Raw genomic sequence first — 15,647 nt, forward strand, 5'->3', positions numbered from 1 at the left:
GGTGGGCCCCGGTCCAGGCGCCGCGTGCCCCCCTCCCGGCTGCATGTCTTACACCCTCACCACTCCGCTCTACTACGTCAACGACCGGGCCCATCTCGGCAGCGCCTACACCACGCTCGCCTGTGACACCATCGCCCGCTTTCAGCGCCTGAAGGGGGAGCAGGTGGTGTTCATCACGGGCTGCGATGAGCACGGCCAGAAGATTCAGCGCACCGCCGAAGCTGCGGGGCTCACACCCCAGGCCCACTGCGATGGGGTGAGCGAGGGCTACCGGTCGTTGTGGAACCGCTGGCAGATCAGCCATGACCGCTTCATTCGCACCACGGACCCGCGGCACCGTCAGCTGGTCGAGCAGTTTTTTGCCAAGGTTGAGGCCAATGGGGATGTGGTGGAGGGCCGCCAGCAGGGCTGGTACTGCGTGGCCTGCGAAGAGTTCAAGGACGATGCGCCGGGGAGTGAAGACCCGGAATGCGGCATCCACCGCAAGCCGCTGGAATGGCGCGATGAGGTGAACCTGTTCTTTCGCCTCTCGCGCTATCAGAGCCAGATCGAGGCCTTGATCCGGCGCCCGGGCTTCATTGCACCGTCTAGCCGACAGAAGGAAGTGGAAAATTTCGTGGCCCAGGGGCTGCGCGACTTTTCCATCTCCCGTGTGGATCTCCCCTGGGGCATTCCAGTTCCAGGCCATGCAGGCCACACGTTCTATGTGTGGTTTGATGCCCTGCTGGGCTATCTCTCGGCCCTGCTGACCCAGGACGATCCTGTCGACCTGGATCTGATCCTGGAGCGCGGTTGGCCCGCCCAGCTGCATGTGATCGGCAAGGACATTCTGCGCTTTCACGCCGTGTACTGGCCCGCCATGCTCCTGTCGGCTGGCCTGCCCCTACCCGAGCGGGTGTTTGGCCACGGCTTCCTGACGCGAGAGGGCCAGAAGATGGGCAAATCCCTCGGCAACGTCCTGGATCCGGATGTGCTGCTGGAACGCTGCGGCCGGGATGCGGTGCGTTGGTATTTGCTGCGGGATATTCCCTTCGGTGATGACGGCGATTTTCAGCAGCAACGGTTCATCGATCTGGTCAACAACGACCTGGCCAACACGATTGGCAACCTGCTCAATCGCACCTCCTCGATGGCGCGGCGCTGGTTCGCTGATGCCGTGCCGCCAGCCGGCAGCGCCATGCAACCGGACCACCCCCTGGCGGTTGCGGCCCAGAGCGCCGGCCAGACGGTGTCCGATGCCCTGGAATCCCTTGATTTCCGCACCGCCGCGGAGGCTGCCCTGCAGCTGGCCACGAGCGCCAACGGCTTCCTCAATGACCAGGCTCCGTGGAAACGGATGAAACAGGCCGGTGAGGAGGCCCAGGTGGCGGCTGATCTCTATGCGGTGTTGGAGGCCACCCGCTGGGTTGCCGTGTTGCTGGCTCCGTTGGTGCCCGAGCTGTCCGGGCGGATGCTGATCCAGCTCGGTCAGCCACCGTTTGACAGTGAGCACGCCCATGGCGTCCCCTCCGCCTGGCGGGACGCCCAACGCTGGGGCTTCCTGGCCCCGGGCCTCCCCTTGATCGAACCCCAGCCGGTGATGCAGCGGCTTGAGTTGGAGGCGCCCCTGTGATCGGTCAGCTGCTGCTTGGTCTGGCCTTGGTTCTGGGCCCGCAGCTCCTGGGGGGCTGCCGCGCCCCCGCCCCCAAGGAGGAGCCCGCCCAGCCCTTTGTGTTCCGCTCGCTCAACCTGCGCCAGAGGGATCCGAGTGGTCGCCCCTTGTGGGAGCTCAGCAGTCCCGAGGCCCGCTATGACCTCAGCCGGCGCGTGGCCCAGGCCAGGGACCTGAGGGGGGTGATCTACGCCAAGGGCCAACCCCTCTATCGGATCACGGCCAGCAACGGTACGGTGATCAATGACGGCGAAGTCGTGCAGCTGGAGGGGCCGACCCGGCTCCAGCGGGTGGGGCCGAAGCCGTTGCTGGTGAGTGCGAGTCGGGTGCGCTGGTATCCCAAGCAGGAGCGGATGGAGATCGACCGCCGTCCCCGGGCGAGCCAGGGTGATCTGCGTCTCACCGCCCAGCGGGCACGGTTTTGGATCCAGCAGGACAAGCTGGAGTTGCTGGGCCGGCCCGTGTTGGAGCGCACTGGCGTCAGTGGCATGACCCTCACGGTCAGCTCCGCGGATTGGTTCCCCGGAACCGGCCAACTGCTGGGACGTGGTCCGGTTCGGGGCGAGCGCCGTCTGCCAGGGAAGGGGCTTCAGACCCTCAGCTCACCGGCCCTCACCGGCAACTCCCTCACCCAGGTGATCGACTTGCAATCCCCGGTCCAACTGCTGGATCCAGGCCGCAAGGCCAGGCTCGATGCCCGCCAGACCCGCATCCAGCTGGCCGACGAACGGATCAGTAGCCCCCACCCCTTCACCGCCCGGCTCGATCAATCCCTGTTGACGGGCATCGGCTTCGAGGTCCTGGGGCCCATCCAGACCTTGGTCATTCCCCAGGCCTGTCGACTCAACCAACCCACCGATGCCCTGCGCGCCGATCGCTGCAGCTGGAACTGGAAGACCAACCAGGTGGAAGCCACTGGCCATGTGGAATTCCGCCGCACCGCCTTTCAACAGGTCACCAAGGCCCAACGCCTCACCGGCCTGGTTTCGAAACAGGGGCAGGCGGTGTTCAGCAGTCCCGGGAGTCGGGTTCAAACCCGGATGACCCTGCCGCCGGCCCGGAACCGACCCCAGACAAAGGAACGGAAAGCGCCTCCAATTTCCCTCTGATCCGCTGGGACCAGCCCTCGAGCCAGGTGAGATCACTGCGGCTGAAGCAGCGCGGCGACCACCCGCCCAGCACCACCAGCCCATCGCGGCCCAGGGGTTGGACCACCACGGCAGGCAAGCCCGGCAGCAGGGAGGAAAATTCTTCCCGCCCTGGGTACAGGCGTAAATCCACCAGCGAAATGACACCCCCCTTGTCCTGGGCTCGCTGACAGATGGCTCCGGGAACAAAGGTCCCTTCCGCCAGCAAACCCCGGCGCAGCAAGCATCGGCCCTGCCAGCTCACCAGCACCACGGCGGCCGCACTCGCCGTCAGCAACATCTGGCTGCCCCAGCCCAGTTCTTCGGCCAGATCGTCCGGCAGCCCCTCTGCGAGGACCAGGCCCTGGGCGCCCTTCAAATCCACGCGGGCAGCCGTTTCCGGGATGGCGCGTGTCCAGAGCACCCCTACCAACATCAGGGCCACCGCCAGAAAGCTCGCCAGCACAGCGGCCCGTTCCAGGGACGGATCGGTGCTGGTGGCGGTGGTCTGGTTCAGAACCACCAGGCCCAAAGCGGCCACGCCTGACCAGAAACTGACGCGGGCGGGGATGGAGGCGGTCATGGCCGGAGAGCAGGAGGCGACAGCTGGGCCCGCAAGCGGCAAACTAGGGCCAAGCTTGGCCTGATCCATTGCCGACTTCCCCTCGCGCGACCCGTTGGACTCCCCTTCTGGCGTTGCTGGCTGCCCTGTGTTGCAGCCTCGGCAGCCTGGTTTGTCCCGCCCCGGCCCTGGCCATCTCCGCTGCTGGCTTACCCGCCGCTGCCCCCCAGGAGCGGGTGCTGGACACGGCTGATGTGCTGAGCAGGGCCGCCCGTGCCGAACTCGGTAAGACCCTGGAGACGTTCAGTGCCGATCGGGTGGATGCCCACCTGGTCACCGTCAACCGCCTCGACTATGGGTTGAGCCTGCCCGCACTTGGTGCCGACTTGCTGCAGCGCTGGGCCGATGCAGGGGCAGAGCCCAACCAATTGCTGTTCCTGATCGACAGCCAGACCAACAGCGCCGCTGTGGTGGCCGCCCCTGCCCTCAGTGCCCAGCTGGACGCCAACCTGCTGCGCAGCACGGCCCGAACCACCATGGCCCAGCCGATCCGTGATGGGGGTCGCTACCGGCAGGGCAGCCTGGACGCCATGACCCGCCTGCTCACCGTCTTGGAAGGGGGGGAAGATCCGGGGGAGCCAGTCACCGCCGAAGTCGTCACCCAACCCACCAACATTCCGACCAAGGAAGAAACAGCATCCAGCAACGCGTTCACCTGGGTGGTCGTCCTCTTGGTGCTGGGCACGATCGTGCCGATGCTCACCTGGTGGGTTTTCTCACGCTGAACCGATGGCACTCACCAACTGGATGGGCGCCTTCGGGCGTGCCCAGGCCCAAGATGTCAGCCATGACCTGGAGCGGGGTTACGAATCCGCCCTGCTGATCCAGAGCATTGAACTCGAGCACTACAACGATCGCCCCGTTCGCCCCGAGCTGGATCTGCGGATCCCCAGGACCGCCCAGGCCCAGTTGTTGCGCCGATTCCGCGCTGCCCTCGACGTCTGTCGCCAATCCATCAGCACCGTGGGGCCCCACCGGGGTGAACTGGCTGGCCAGGAGATCCGCCAATTCCAACTGATCGAAACGGTGGTGGCCCGCTATGGCGCCAAGCGGGATCCACTTCCGGCCATCAGCCGATCCCCGGAGGTTCTGCCACGCAGCCTGATTGGTGTGGTGGATCAGGTGCGGAGGCAGCTGGATCCGGAGGCCGAAGCCAACGTGGTGGCTGGCTTCCGCCGTCGCCGCGACTCCACCTTGGTGTCGCTGCGCATCCTGTTGCTGTTGATTCTGGTGCCAGTCCTGGTCCAGCAGATCAGTCGCACCTATGTGGTGTCGCCCCTGGTGGATCGTTTTGCACCCGATAACGCCTTCCTCACCTATCCCAAGCCCAAATTGGAGGAGAAGGCCGTTGAAAAGCTGCGGGTCTTCCAGGCGGAGATTGAGTTTGACGCCCTGTTGCAGGGCAATCCACTACCCAGCCGCGAAGAGTTGCAGGCGCAACTCGCCAGTCGGGCCCAGGAGCTCAAGGAGGAGGCCGATCTTGAGAGCACCCATGCCATCAAGAACGTCTTGGCCGATCTCGGCGGGCTCGTGGGTTTCGTGTTGGTGTGTGTGTTCGGACGCCGCGATCTTCAAGTGCTGCGTGGCTTTCTCGATGAGCTGGTGTATGGCTTGAGCGACAGCGCCAAGGCCTTTGCGATCATCCTGTTCACAGACATCTTTGTGGGGTTTCACAGCCCTGAGGGCTGGACCGTTCTCCTCGATGGTGTGGCCCATCACCTGGGGCTTCCCGCTCGCGAGAACTTCATCATGTTGTTCATCGCCACCTTCCCGGTGGTTTTGGCGACCGTGTTCAAGTACTGGATCTTCCGCTATCTCAACCGGGTCTCCCCTTCGTCGGTGGCCACCTTGCACAACATGAACGGTGGCGGTTGATTCAGCAGCAGGTCCCACCCTGGTGCTGGGCCCTGCCCGCAGTGGCAAAAGTCGTTGGGCCGAGCATCTGGCCATCCAATCCGGCCAACCGGTGGTGTATCTCGCGACCGGACCCTCACCCACGGATCAGGATCCCTCCTGGTCCAGCCGCATCGCCGCCCACCAACGCCGCCGCCCGTCCAGTTGGCGCACCCTGGAGGTGGGAGCTGATCTGGCTCCATCCCTGCTCGACCTTCGACCTCCAGGCCTCGCCCTGGTGGACTCCCTCGGCACCTGGGTGGCGGCCGGACTCGACCTGGATGCCGCAGCTTGGCGGTTGCGCTGTGCCGGCTTAGAACAATCCCTGCGTCACTGCGCCGTGTCCGTGGTGCTCGTCAGCGAGCAGGCCGGCTGGGGGGTGGTCCCGGCCACGGCCATCGGGGGACTGTTCCGGGACCGACTGGGAGCCTTGGAGCAGCAACTGGAGCCCCTCTGCTCAGGCCTTTGGCTGGTGGTGGCAGGTCGGGCCCTCGACCTGCGGGCCTGCAGCGTGCCCGTACCGGCCGGCTAAGCGGCCTTTCACCGATCACCATGCCAAGGATCGTCCTCTACCAACCCCAGATCCCCCCCAATACGGGCAACGTGGCCCGCACCTGTGCAGCCACCGGCACCGATCTGCACTTGATCGACCCGCTCGGCTTTCAGATCGACGACCGCCAACTCCGCCGTGCCGGGCTGGACTACTGGCCCCTGGTGGCTTTGGAGCGTCACGCGAGCTGGTCCGCCTTTGCTGAGCGGCGTCAATCCCGGGGGGGGCGCCTGATTGCCCTGAGCAGTCACGCCGATCAGGCCTACACCCGTTGGCGCTTTGCGCCCGACGATTGGCTGCTCTTCGGCCGTGAGACCGACGGCCTACCAGCGGAGGTGATGGACCAGGCCGATGCGGCGATCACGATTCCGATGGCCCGTTCCGCCCGTGGTGGCCAGGTCGGCGTGCGCAGCCTCAATCTTTCCGTCGCCGTGGGCGTGGTGCTGTTCGAGGCGTTGCGTCAACAGGATCTCCTGACTTCAGCGGGATCGACTGGCACCACAGGCCTCTAGACAGATGGGCCCCTGCGGGTGTAGCGGCCGTCACTTGTGGCCCAGGGTTCCGTCCGCTACTCTCTGCCCGGCTCGGGGATGTCGGCTTCTCCACGAGCTTTGTCCGATGGGAAGAACTGCATGAAGCCTTTGCTCACCAGTCTGCGAATCCTGATCCCCTGCGCCGTGGCCGTGCCGGCCGTGGTTGTGGCTCTCTCCCCCGCCGACCTCGACAAGGCTTCCGTCGACACCCTCATCGCAGCCCTCCCCGCCCCCAGTGCCGATCGGATCTGGGTCAAGGTCCGCCAACCGATCACGGTGGAGGACCTTTCCACCAGCCTCCAGCTCGACGAGGAGCGGCTGGCCAAACTGAACGACGTCAACGAAGACCACCGGTTCCGCCAGGGTGACTGGTTGGTGGTTCCCAGCCTCAAGACCCGCCAGATCAAGCATCTGGCCGCCATTGACACCAGCGAGCTCCGCCGTACCCCCCCGCTGCAGTCGCTCCCGCCCGTCGAAGATCGGGCGGTGGTTCGCTTCGGCGACACCGTCGTCAAGATCGCCCAGCGCTACGGCCTGACCCTGCAGGAGCTCCTCCAGCTCAATCCAGGCTTGGAAACCGCCCGCCTGGTGGTTGGCAGCCAGGTCCGCCTAGCCCAGTCCGCTCCCGGTCGTACCCGCATGGTGCTGGGGCTCAAGCCAACCACCAGCGGCGGCGTGAGTTGGCCGGAATTGCCTGGTTTTGGGGAACCCACCAAGCCCTTTGACGGACCCACCTCCTCCCAGGGTTGGATCTGGCCGACCCGGGGCGTGTTCACCTCCGGCTACGGCTGGCGTTGGGGGCGCATGCACAAGGGAATTGACGTGGCCAACAACGTCGGCACCCCGATCGTGGCGGCCAAGAGCGGCCGGGTTGTCTTCTCTGGATGGCACGACGGTGGCTACGGCTATCTGGTCACCCTCGCCCACCCGGATGGCAGCCGCTCCCTCTACGCCCACAACAGCCGTCTGATGGTGCGGGTTGGCCAGGAGGTGGACCAGGGATCCCTGATTTCCCACATGGGCAGCACGGGTCGCAGTACCGGCCCCCACCTCCACTTTGAGATCCACCCCCCGGCTGCAGGGGCGGCCAACCCCCTCCAGTTCTTGCCACCCAGGGCCTGATAAAGTCAGTTCACCGCGGCTCGGTAGCTCAGCTGGTTAGAGCGTGGGATTCATAACCCCAAGGTCGGGAGTTCAAGTCTCCCCCGAGCCATTGGCGTGCGGACGGCCCTCGGGCCGTCTTTTTTTTGCCAACAAGCCCCAGTGTTGGGCTTGGGCTGGCGGTGCCGTGCAAGGCCCGGAACGGTTTAGCGCAGCTCCACGGCGTTCAGGCGTTCGCGAAAGCTGGCTGACCCCGCACCGTCGTCCCCTGCCCCCTCGGTGCCTGCGGTCCAGGTGGGCTCTTGTGCCGCTTGGGGAGGGGCCTGGGGCGCAGACGCGGCCACCGTGCTTTGGCTCGCCCCACTGCGGCGTCCGCGGCCATACCCCTGGGAGCGGCCTTCAATGGCTCGAATCAGGGCCTTGCTGCGGTTCACCTCACCCACACTCTGTCCCTCCTTGGGGCGTACCAGGGGGTTGGCCTTCAGTTCGGAGCGCAACTGGTTGAGCAGGCGAAAATGGCCAGTGGTGTTGTATTTGCGCAGCACGCTCGGCTCCCAGGCCATGGACAGCGATCTCGATGGGGTGACGTCTGTCCAGACTATGGCCACAAGCACCAGGAGGCTGTGATAAATTGTTGAAGTCTCAACTGGAAGTCGATCCGACTTTGGGCTGACCGTCCCCATGGGACTTGCCCCAAGCCTGGTCTGAGCGCTGGCTCACCGTCGTCCCCAGGACTGCCCTGGAGGGCCCTACGTGTGGTTGAGCCGAGGGCCCCTTCCAGTTGGTTCGACGCCCCTGTTCTTCATCCCCTCCAGCATGTCCCGGCTCGTTGGCCTGCAGGCTCCTGACTTCACCGCCACCGCCGTGGTGGATCAGGAGTTCAAGGAGATCACCCTCTCCCACTACCGCGGCAAGTACGTGGTGCTGTTTTTCTATCCCCTCGACTTCACCTTCGTGTGCCCCACGGAGATCACGGCGTTCTCCGACCGTTACGGTGAGTTCTCCAGCCGCAACTGTGAAGTCCTGGGCGTCTCGGTGGACAGTCAGTTCAGCCACCTCGCCTGGGTTCAAACCGAACGGAAAAACGGTGGTCTTGGCGACATCGCCTACCCACTCGTCGCCGATCTGAAGAAGGACATCGCCCGTGCCTATGAGGTGCTGGACGAGGACGCTGGTGTGGCCTTGCGCGGACTGTTCATCATTGATCCCGATGGGGTGATCATGCAGAGCACCATCAACAACCTGCCGGTGGGTCGCAGCGTGGAGGAGACCCTGCGTCTGCTGCAGGCCTTCCAGCACATTCGCAACAATCCTGATGAGGTGTGCCCCGCCAACTGGACTCCTGGCGAAAAGACCATGAACCCTGACCCCGTCAAGAGCAAGGAGTTCTTTGCCGCCGTCAACTGAGCCTCGGCTCCTGAACGGCAGCAAGGGGGCCACTAGGCCCCCTTTTTTTTGAGCTTTTTGGTTGAAAGGATTTGGGCTGGAGCTCAACCCAGCAGGCTGGCCAGCAGGCGCCGGCCATCAAGGCCTCCGGTGCAGGGGTCACAGGCCCGTTCCGGGTGGGGCATCAGCCCCAGCACATTTCCTGCCGGGTTGCTCAACCCGGCCACATCGCCCACCGAACCATTGGGGTTGGCCGCGTAGCGCAGCACCACCTGTCCATTGGCCTCAAGGGATGCGAGCTCCTCGGGGGCACATTGGAAACGGCCTTCACCGTGGGCGATGGGCAGCACGATGGACTCTCCCTCGCCATACCCCCGTAACCACTGGGATCGTCCGGGATGGACCTCCAGGGGCGAGGGTTCGCAGAGGAAGTGCAGGCGGGCGTTACGGGTGAGCGCTCCGGGGAGCAAGCCCATCTCGGTGAGCACCTGGAAGCCATTGCAGATGCCCAGAACGGGCCCTCCCGCGGCGGCAAAGCCACGCACGGCGTCCAGCACCGGGGCGAAGCGGGCAATGGCTCCACAACGCAAATAGTCGCCGTAACTGAAGCCCCCGGGGATCACCACAGCATCCAGACCGCCCAGATCGGTCTCCTCATGCCACAGAAAGCGGGTCGCGAGGCCCAGGCACCCCTCGAGGGCCCAGCGCACATCCCGGTCGCAATTGGATCCTGGAAACACCACGATGCCGATGGTCCTGGCGGCGCTCATGCCGACTGCTCCCCATTGGCGTCGACCATCTCCAGGCTCCAGTCTTCGATCACGGGATTGGCGAACAGCCGATCACTGAGCAATTCGAGCTGACTCCTGGCACTGGCTGCGTCTGCAGCATCCAACTCGAGCTCAATGGCTTTGCCGATGCGCAGACGGCGAACCCCATCGACACCCAACCTGGCGGCGGCAGCCCTGGTGGCTTCTCCAGCCGGATCCAGCACCGATGGTCGGAGGGAAACCTGAACGCGAGCGCGAAAGACGGGCACCTGAGGAGCTTGAGGTTTGTTAAATCTTGGCAGCTCGATGGTCCCCGTACCCAGGCCCTGGCCAGCTTGAAAGCAGCCCCCCTGTCCATCCCGCCGTGGGCCGGCCCGTTCCCCACTCCCCAGAGGCTCCATGCCCGCCAGCGCCAGCTTCGCCTGGCCGGTGTTTTCTTCTGAGGGCTGTCTTGGCTGCCTTTGTGAGTCTGGCGGCTCTGGGGATTGGCTTGGGCCCTGCTCAGGCCGACCAGCTCCCCCTGCGCTGTCGGGTGGGTGGTGGCCCCTGGCAACGCTGCAGCATGGAGGTGGAGCAGCCGGGTGAGCGCTGGTCCCTCCAGGTTGCCGGCCGACGGATCGCTTTCCGTCATGACGGCAGCGGTACGGTGACCATGCAGGATCCCGCTCCGACGTCTCCGGCCACCGGTGGGGATGGTGGGGCCTGGGTCCCGGTGGCCACCACCTGGATTGCGGGTCCAGCACTCTGTTGGAACGGCGTCTGCGCCCAGGGAGACTTTCCCCTGGATTGATGACCTTGGGCCTCTACACCGCTGCGGCGGCCTGCAGCAAGGCTGCCTCGATCGCCGCTTGATCGAGCTGAAAACCGAGCACGACCAACTCCAGGCCCGCTGGTGGAGTGGGCTGATCCCCAGCCGGATCTGGTGATCCGGATTCAAACCAACACTCCAAACGTGGGCCGACGGCCTGGATCTGCAGGGGTCGGGCCTTGCCCTCCAGCCAGAGGCGTCCCTTCAGACGGATCAGCTTGGGATCCTGGAGCACCTGGGTCAGCTGTTGCTCCAGGGCCGACCGTCCAAAGGCTCCGCTGAGGTGCAGGGCCAGTGATTCCATGGCGACGTGGCTGTGATCGTGCCCATGGTCATGGTGGTGGTCGTCATGGTCGTGGGCGTGGTGGCCATCGCCTTGGGGCTCCTGCCGCTCCAGACCGAGGACGAGCTCGGGTGAGACCGCTCCCCGTTCCATGGCCAGCACCGCGGCCCCGGGGCGCATCTGAGGCAGCAGGCGCGCCTCGAGCTCCCGAAGAGGCCCCTCCCCAAGGGAGTCGGCCCGGCTGATCAGCACCAGATCGGCGGCTTCCAGTTGTTCGGCAAACAACTCCTCGATGGCGGAGCCATGGTCGAGGCTGGGATCGGCCTGGCGCTGCGCCTCGAGGGCGGCCGGGTTGGCCACCACAGCTCCGGCGGCCAGCGCCTCTCCATCGACGACGGCCACAACCCCGTTCACCCGGATCCGGGTGCGGATCGCCGGCCACTGGAGCGCTGCGATCAACGGTTCGGGCAGGGCCAGTCCGCTGGTTTCCACAACGATGCCGTCGAGGCTGTCGGCGCGCGCCAACAAGCGCTCCATCGTTGGCAGAAAATCGTCCTGGACGGTGCAGCAGAGGCAGCCGTTGGCCAACTCCACCAATCTGGACTCGATTTCGTCGTCCGGACAAAATCCGCAGCTGCGCAGGAGGGCTCCGTCGATGCCCACCTCGCCGAACTCATTCACCAAGACGGCGAGGCGCTGGCCGCTGTTGAGCAGGAGATGGCGCAGGAGGGTCGTCTTGCCCGCACCAAGAAACCCGGTCACCACCGTGACCGGCAAACGTTGCTGCAACGAAGCCATCGTCAGCCCGCCACAGCCGCGACAGCCCAGGTGGCCCCACAGCCGGCGAGGGCCAGGGCCATCCAGCGAAGCTTGGCGGGAGACAGCCGGGCAGCCAGGGGCCTGAGCAGGACCAGGGCAAGGATGAGCAAGCCCCCCTGGCTGATCAGCAGCCCGGCGGCGTAGGCGGCCACGGGCATCGACGTCCAACCGAAGACGGGTCCACTCAGCACGTACCCGTGCAGGGCCATGGCAGGCAGCAGGAGCCCCAGGGGGAGGCGACGCAGAAGCACCAGGGCCTCCACCACCAGCGTGCAGGCCACCAGCACTTCAGCGCCAGGCAGACCCGGCCAGAGAAGTCCCGCGGCGCTGCCCAACAATCCGACAACCAAAAGACCGAGGGACCAGCGGCGGCGGTGCTGCAGACCCACCAGTGAGAGGGCGAGCAGGAAAAGCAGGTGGTCGGGCCCGAGCACCGGGTGGGCCAATCCACTCAGCACCCCGTTGAAGGCGGTGGGCGCCAACTGGCCGAGGTCGGCCACGTGGTGGGCCAGGGCGGGGGACCCAAGCAACAGGGGAGCAACCAGGGCCGTGCCGGCGACCACTGGACCAGGCATGGATCTGGATCTGGGCAACAAGGATGGTCCTCGCAGACCGGGCGTCTGGGTCGTCTGAATACTCATGGGTCCGGTCCGCGCCGTGGATGGAAACAAAACCGGCGGGCGTTCTGACTGGACGGTCGGAATGACGCGCCTTCACAGCTGCGGGACAGTGCCGGATTCGCACCGGACTTTCCCCCTTGCGTCCGGTGGCTGTTCCCCACCGGAACCGGTGTGCTGATGCTATCGGCCTGTCGCCCTATCGGCAGGCCAGGCTGTCCCGGGTCGCCACGCCGGACACGGGGTTGGTTCCTGTGGCCCTCTGGCAGAGGGCCTTCTGCTCGGGAAGATCGAGCACCGCATCACTGAAATCAGCCCCGTCGATCTGGGCCCCCTTGAAGTGGCTCTGCATCAACATGGCGTTGCGCAGCACGGCCCCACGCAAATCCGTGTCTTCGAAGTGGCTGGCAAAGGCCACCACATCCTCCAGGTTGGCGCCCTGCAGATCAGCCCCGCGCAGGTCGCTGCTGTTGAACACCGCCCCACGCAGATCGCTGGCGCTCAGATCAAACCCGGCCAGGGAGGCCTTGAGAAACTCCTGTTGCTGCAGGTTGCGGCCATGCATATCAGGCTGAAGGTCCTGGAGCGAGCGCTGGCTTCGCAGTTCCGGTGCCGTGATGGCCCAGGCCGGTGGGACCGCCAAGCACCAGGCCAGGAGGACGCCAAGCGCCGCCATACCCCAGCCCGTCCAACGGGTGATGGGGGTTGCTGTCAGAGAGCCCATGGGCGCGCATTTACGGTGGGTCATCAAGTTATGTCAACCATGGTCATGGCCCTGCGGGTGGTGGTTCCCCCCCATCCCCTGATCGGTCACTGGTTGGGAGTGTTGCGCGATCGCCACACCCCTGCCGCGCTCTATGCCACCGCCACAGCCGAACTGGGTCGCTGGCTGAGTTACGAAGCCCTGCGCGACTGGCTACCCCACCGGCGGGTTGACCTGGACACCCCCCTGGCACCCACGCAGGCCGACCTGGTGGATGCCGCCGTTCCACTGGTGGCCATCCCCCTGCTTACCGCAGGACTAGGCCTTTGGCAGGGGGCCCAGGCCGTCTTGCCATCGGCCCGGGTGATCCATCTTTGGGACCAGCACGGGGAGATCGCCGGCCTGGACTCTCCCATCGACCCCCGGGCCGGCGTGCTGCTGTTTTGCGCGGAGTTGGGCGACGGTGATCGGTTGATCCGGGTGCTCGATCGCCTCGCCGAGCAGGGCGTTAGCGGGGATCGACTTCGGGTCGTCACGGCCCTGGCCTCGGCCCCAGGACTCCAGTCCCTGGGTGAACGGCACGGCCATCTCACCCTTTACACGGCCGCGATCGATCCAGACCTCAATGCACTCGGTCAGATCGTGCCCGGCATCGGCCCCGTGACGGAGCGACTCTTCGCAGGCACCGTGCTGGAAAGCGTCGCTGGCCCTGCCTAGGCTGGCGTCAACACACCTCGGTTTGATGGGCGATCGCAGCGGCAACGCCACCCCAACGGGCAACGGATCCGCCCTCAGCGTGCTGGCCGGAGCGGTGATCGGCGCCGCGGGGCTGGCCTGGTGGCTGCTGTCGGAAGCAGAACGGCGCCGCCTTGAGGCCGATCGCCCCAGGCGTCAGCGTTCAATCCCTCTCCAGGACGCTGTGGCCGCCGAGCCCTACACCGAGCGCGACCTCCACGATCGGGTTCATGAGCTCAACCAGGCGATCGATGACGTCCGTCGCCAACTGGAAACCATGAACCCCCAGCCCTGATCCCAGGAGCTCCTTGGCGGCCGGTCGGTAGGTTTCTCTCAGCCCGAAAACTCGCCCATGCTTCGCTCCACCGCGATCACCCAGGGGATCCAGCGCTCCCCGAACCGCGCCATGTTGCGGGCGGTGGGCTTCGGTGACGGCGATTTCAACAAGCCGATCATCGGCATCGCCAACGGCTACAGCACGATCACGCCCTGCAACCTGGGCCTGAACGACCTGGCCCAGCGGGCCGAGGAGGCCGCCCACACGGCCGGGGCGATGCCGCAACTGTTCGGCACGATCACCGTGAGCGACGGCATCTCCATGGGCACCGAGGGGATGAAGTACTCCCTGGTGAGCCGTGAGGTGATCGCCGATTCGATCGAAACGGCCGTCAACGGTCAGAGCATGGATGCGCTGCTGGCGATCGGCGGCTGCGACAAGAACATGCCGGGGGCGATGCTCGCCATGGCCCGCATGAACATTCCCTCCATTTTTGTGTACGGGGGCACGATCAAGCCGGGCAAGCTCGGCGCCTGCGATCTCACCGTGGTGAGTGCCTTCGAGGCGGTGGGTCAGTTCAGCGGCGGCAAGATCGACGAGCAGGAGCTCACGGCGATCGAGAAAAACGCCTGTCCCGGTGCCGGCAGCTGCGGCGGCATGTTCACCGCCAACACCATGAGCGCGGCTTTCGAGGCCATGGGACTGAGCCTGCCGTTTAGCTCCACCATGGCGGCTGAAGACCCCGAAAAGGCCGACAGTGCCGCCCGCAGTGCGGAGGTGCTGGTGGCAGCGATCGAAGCCAACATCCTTCCGCGGGATCTCATGACCCGCGAGGCCTTCGAGAACGCCATCAGCGTGATCATGGCGGTGGGCGGGTCCACCAACTCCGTGTTGCATCTCCTCGCCGTGGCCCGCACCGCCGGTGTACCGCTGAGCATCGACGATTTCGAAACGATCCGCCAGCGGGTACCGGTGATCTGCGACCTCAAGCCCAGCGGCCGTTACGTGACGGTGGATCTGCACCGGGCCGGTGGCATCCCCCAGGTGATGAAGCTGCTGCTCGATGCCGGGTTGCTCCACGGCGACTGCGGAACCATCGAGGGCCGCACCCTGCGCGAGGTGCTGGCGGATGTGCCCAGCGATCCCCCCGCGGGCCAGGACGTGATTCGTCCGCTCTCCAATCCGCTTTATGCCAAGGGTCACCTGGCGATCCTCAAGGGCAACTTGGCCGAGGAGGGCGCCGTGGCCAAGATCAGCGGCGTGAAGAACCCGGTGATCACGGGCCCTGCCCGGGTCTTCAACAGCGAGGAAACCTGCCTGGCGGCCATCCTCGACAAGCAGATCCAGCCTGGAGATGTGGTGGTGGTGCGCCAGGAGGGCCCGGTTGGCGGTCCCGGCATGCGGGAGATGCTCAGTCCCACCGCGGCGATTGTGGGTCAGGGGTTGCTGGATTCGGTGGCCCTGATCACCGACGGCCGCTTTTCCGGTGGATCCTTTGGTCTGGTGGTGGGTCACGTGGCACCTGAGGCCGCTGTGGGCGGCACCATTGGCTTGGTGCATGAGGGCGACAGCATCACGGTGGATGCCAACCAGTTGTTGATCCAATTGAATGTGGATGACGGTGAAATCGCCCGTCGTCGCGCTGCCTGGGTGAGGCCCGAGCCGCGCTACCGCACCGGAGTGCTGGGCAAATATGCCCGTCAGGTGAGCAGCAGCAGCCTTGGCGCCGTCACCGACCAGCCCTGAGCTGGATCCCCAGCTGGCTTTGGGGC

The 15,647-nt window shown here is 65.7% G+C and carries 19 protein-coding genes, 1 tRNA gene and 1 riboswitch; of the genes, 13 read left to right on the forward strand and 7 right to left on the reverse strand.

Going from position 1 to position 15,647, the window contains the following annotated elements:
* Positions 1-43: 43 nt before the first annotated feature.
* The gene (locus H6G16_RS06815) at positions 44-1,612 is read left to right on the forward strand and encodes a methionine--tRNA ligase (RefSeq protein WP_190389525.1); all 1,569 of its coding nucleotides are present in this window, start codon (positions 44-46) and stop codon (positions 1,610-1,612) included.
* Positions 1,613-1,638: 26 nt separating this feature from the next.
* The gene (gene lptC, locus H6G16_RS06820) at positions 1,639-2,760 is read left to right on the forward strand and encodes an LPS export ABC transporter periplasmic protein LptC (RefSeq protein ID WP_190389526.1); all 1,122 of its coding nucleotides are present in this window, start codon (positions 1,639-1,641) and stop codon (positions 2,758-2,760) included.
* Here the strand turns inward: lptC and H6G16_RS06825 are convergent.
* Entirely contained in the window at positions 2,660-3,361 is a 702-nt protein-coding gene (locus H6G16_RS06825) for a cofactor assembly of complex C subunit B (RefSeq protein ID WP_190389527.1), read from the reverse strand. The two genes, lptC and H6G16_RS06825, sit on opposite strands and share 101 nt — an antisense overlap.
* A gap of 68 nt (positions 3,362-3,429) precedes the next feature.
* Between H6G16_RS06825 and H6G16_RS06830 the strand changes: the two genes are divergently transcribed.
* The 6 genes from H6G16_RS06830 to H6G16_RS06855 all read left to right on the forward strand — a co-directional run bounded on the left by H6G16_RS06830 (position 3,430) and on the right by H6G16_RS06855 (position 7,589).
* Positions 3,430-4,125 carry a TPM domain-containing protein gene (locus tag H6G16_RS06830; RefSeq protein ID WP_242036237.1) on the forward strand — a complete coding sequence of 232 codons (696 nt, stop codon included), beginning with the start codon at positions 3,430-3,432 and terminating at the stop codon, positions 4,123-4,125.
* Positions 4,126-4,129: 4 nt separating this feature from the next.
* Positions 4,130-5,275, forward strand: a complete 1,146-nt coding sequence (gene pxcA / locus H6G16_RS06835; RefSeq protein ID WP_190389528.1) for a proton extrusion protein PcxA — start codon at positions 4,130-4,132, stop codon at positions 5,273-5,275.
* Positions 5,265-5,825, forward strand: a complete 561-nt coding sequence (cobU, locus tag H6G16_RS06840; protein WP_190389529.1) for a bifunctional adenosylcobinamide kinase/adenosylcobinamide-phosphate guanylyltransferase — start codon at positions 5,265-5,267, stop codon at positions 5,823-5,825. The genes pxcA and cobU overlap by 11 nt, the downstream gene beginning before the upstream one ends.
* A 20-nt stretch (positions 5,826-5,845) precedes the next feature.
* The gene (locus H6G16_RS06845) at positions 5,846-6,355 is read left to right on the forward strand and encodes a tRNA (cytidine(34)-2'-O)-methyltransferase (protein ID WP_190389530.1); all 510 of its coding nucleotides are present in this window, start codon (positions 5,846-5,848) and stop codon (positions 6,353-6,355) included.
* 120 nt (positions 6,356-6,475) lie between these two features.
* On the forward strand, positions 6,476-7,498 hold the full coding sequence (locus H6G16_RS06850) for a M23 family metallopeptidase (RefSeq protein ID WP_190389531.1): 1,023 nt from the start codon (positions 6,476-6,478) through the stop codon (positions 7,496-7,498).
* Positions 7,499-7,515: 17 nt separating this feature from the next.
* A tRNA-Met gene (locus tag H6G16_RS06855) sits at positions 7,516-7,589 on the forward strand.
* Between the two features lie 94 nt (positions 7,590-7,683).
* Here H6G16_RS06855 and H6G16_RS06860 read toward each other — a convergent pair.
* Positions 7,684-8,040, reverse strand: coding sequence for a hypothetical protein (locus H6G16_RS06860; protein WP_190389532.1), 357 nt, complete (start codon positions 8,038-8,040; stop codon positions 7,684-7,686).
* Positions 8,041-8,293: 253 nt separating this feature from the next.
* Between H6G16_RS06860 and H6G16_RS06865 the strand changes: the two genes are divergently transcribed.
* Positions 8,294-8,884 (forward strand): peroxiredoxin, encoded by a 591-nt coding sequence (locus H6G16_RS06865; RefSeq protein WP_190389533.1) that lies wholly within the window; start codon positions 8,294-8,296, stop codon positions 8,882-8,884.
* 83 nt (positions 8,885-8,967) lie between these two features.
* Here the strand turns inward: H6G16_RS06865 and purQ are convergent, their stop codons facing one another.
* A complete protein-coding gene (purQ, locus tag H6G16_RS06870; RefSeq protein WP_190389534.1) occupies positions 8,968-9,633 on the reverse strand; it encodes a phosphoribosylformylglycinamidine synthase subunit PurQ in 666 nt (221 codons plus the stop codon).
* Positions 9,630-9,902, reverse strand: a complete 273-nt coding sequence (gene purS / locus H6G16_RS13085; RefSeq protein ID WP_190389535.1) for a phosphoribosylformylglycinamidine synthase subunit PurS — start codon at positions 9,900-9,902, stop codon at positions 9,630-9,632. The genes purQ and purS overlap by 4 nt, the downstream gene beginning before the upstream one ends.
* Positions 9,903-10,084: 182 nt before the next feature.
* Here purS and H6G16_RS06880 point away from each other — a divergent pair, with 182 nt between their 5' ends.
* A complete protein-coding gene (locus H6G16_RS06880) occupies positions 10,085-10,423 on the forward strand; it encodes a hypothetical protein (protein ID WP_190389536.1) in 339 nt (112 codons plus the stop codon).
* Between the two features lie 13 nt (positions 10,424-10,436).
* Here H6G16_RS06880 and cobW read toward each other — a convergent pair whose 3' ends face one another.
* The 3 genes from cobW to H6G16_RS06895 form a co-directional block, all read right to left on the reverse strand.
* Positions 10,437-11,522 carry a cobalamin biosynthesis protein CobW gene (gene cobW / locus H6G16_RS06885; protein ID WP_190389537.1) on the reverse strand — a complete coding sequence of 362 codons (1,086 nt, stop codon included), beginning with the start codon at positions 11,520-11,522 and terminating at the stop codon, positions 10,437-10,439.
* 2 nt (positions 11,523-11,524) lie between these two features.
* Positions 11,525-12,118, reverse strand: coding sequence for a HupE/UreJ family protein (locus H6G16_RS06890; protein WP_190389538.1), 594 nt, complete (start codon positions 12,116-12,118; stop codon positions 11,525-11,527).
* Between the two features lie 82 nt (positions 12,119-12,200).
* A riboswitch (cobalamin riboswitch) is annotated at positions 12,201-12,349 on the reverse strand.
* A 10-nt stretch (positions 12,350-12,359) separates the two neighbouring features.
* Positions 12,360-12,836: a pentapeptide repeat-containing protein gene (locus H6G16_RS06895; protein WP_190389539.1), complete on the reverse strand. Its 477-nt coding sequence runs from the start codon at positions 12,834-12,836 to the stop codon at positions 12,360-12,362.
* A gap of 87 nt (positions 12,837-12,923) precedes the next feature.
* On the opposite strand from H6G16_RS06895, the gene H6G16_RS06900 reads away from it, so the two are divergent.
* Genes H6G16_RS06900 through ilvD form a run of 3 tightly spaced genes read left to right on the forward strand, consistent with a single transcriptional unit; the run spans position 12,924 to position 15,621 of the window.
* Positions 12,924-13,580 (forward strand): uracil phosphoribosyltransferase, encoded by a 657-nt coding sequence (locus H6G16_RS06900; protein ID WP_190389540.1) that lies wholly within the window; start codon positions 12,924-12,926, stop codon positions 13,578-13,580.
* Positions 13,581-13,605: 25 nt separating this feature from the next.
* Positions 13,606-13,893 carry a hypothetical protein gene (locus H6G16_RS06905; RefSeq protein WP_190389541.1) on the forward strand — a complete coding sequence of 96 codons (288 nt, stop codon included), beginning with the start codon at positions 13,606-13,608 and terminating at the stop codon, positions 13,891-13,893.
* A 57-nt stretch (positions 13,894-13,950) separates the two neighbouring features.
* Entirely contained in the window at positions 13,951-15,621 is a 1,671-nt protein-coding gene (gene ilvD, locus H6G16_RS06910; RefSeq protein ID WP_190389542.1) for a dihydroxy-acid dehydratase, read from the forward strand.
* The last annotated feature ends 26 nt before the right edge of the window (positions 15,622-15,647 follow it).

Source organism: Cyanobium sp. FACHB-13342, from assembly GCF_014697415.1.
In the GTDB taxonomy this organism is placed as follows: domain Bacteria; phylum Cyanobacteriota; class Cyanobacteriia; order PCC-6307; family Cyanobiaceae; genus Cyanobium_A.

What these genes read in the sequence shown, in the direction of transcription:
- H6G16_RS06815 (WP_190389525.1), top strand. Translation starts at nt 44, where the DNA reads ATGTCTTACACCCTCACCACTCCGCTCTACTACGTCAACGACCGGGCC.
- H6G16_RS06825 (WP_190389527.1), bottom strand. Translation starts at nt 3,361, where the DNA reads ATGACCGCCTCCATCCCCGCCCGCGTCAGTTTCTGGTCAGGCGTGGCC.
- pxcA (WP_190389528.1), top strand. Translation starts at nt 4,130, where the DNA reads ATGGCACTCACCAACTGGATGGGCGCCTTCGGGCGTGCCCAGGCCCAA.
- H6G16_RS06845 (WP_190389530.1), top strand. Translation starts at nt 5,846, where the DNA reads ATGCCAAGGATCGTCCTCTACCAACCCCAGATCCCCCCCAATACGGGC.
- H6G16_RS06850 (WP_190389531.1), top strand. Translation starts at nt 6,476, where the DNA reads ATGAAGCCTTTGCTCACCAGTCTGCGAATCCTGATCCCCTGCGCCGTG.
- H6G16_RS06860 (WP_190389532.1), bottom strand. Translation starts at nt 8,040, where the DNA reads ATGGCCTGGGAGCCGAGCGTGCTGCGCAAATACAACACCACTGGCCAT.
- H6G16_RS06865 (WP_190389533.1), top strand. Translation starts at nt 8,294, where the DNA reads ATGTCCCGGCTCGTTGGCCTGCAGGCTCCTGACTTCACCGCCACCGCC.
- purQ (WP_190389534.1), bottom strand. Translation starts at nt 9,633, where the DNA reads ATGAGCGCCGCCAGGACCATCGGCATCGTGGTGTTTCCAGGATCCAAT.
- cobW (WP_190389537.1), bottom strand. Translation starts at nt 11,522, where the DNA reads ATGGCTTCGTTGCAGCAACGTTTGCCGGTCACGGTGGTGACCGGGTTT.
- H6G16_RS06890 (WP_190389538.1), bottom strand. Translation starts at nt 12,118, where the DNA reads ATGCCTGGTCCAGTGGTCGCCGGCACGGCCCTGGTTGCTCCCCTGTTG.
- H6G16_RS06895 (WP_190389539.1), bottom strand. Translation starts at nt 12,836, where the DNA reads ATGGCGGCGCTTGGCGTCCTCCTGGCCTGGTGCTTGGCGGTCCCACCG.
- H6G16_RS06900 (WP_190389540.1), top strand. Translation starts at nt 12,924, where the DNA reads ATGGTCATGGCCCTGCGGGTGGTGGTTCCCCCCCATCCCCTGATCGGT.
- H6G16_RS06905 (WP_190389541.1), top strand. Translation starts at nt 13,606, where the DNA reads ATGGGCGATCGCAGCGGCAACGCCACCCCAACGGGCAACGGATCCGCC.
- ilvD (WP_190389542.1), top strand. Translation starts at nt 13,951, where the DNA reads ATGCTTCGCTCCACCGCGATCACCCAGGGGATCCAGCGCTCCCCGAAC.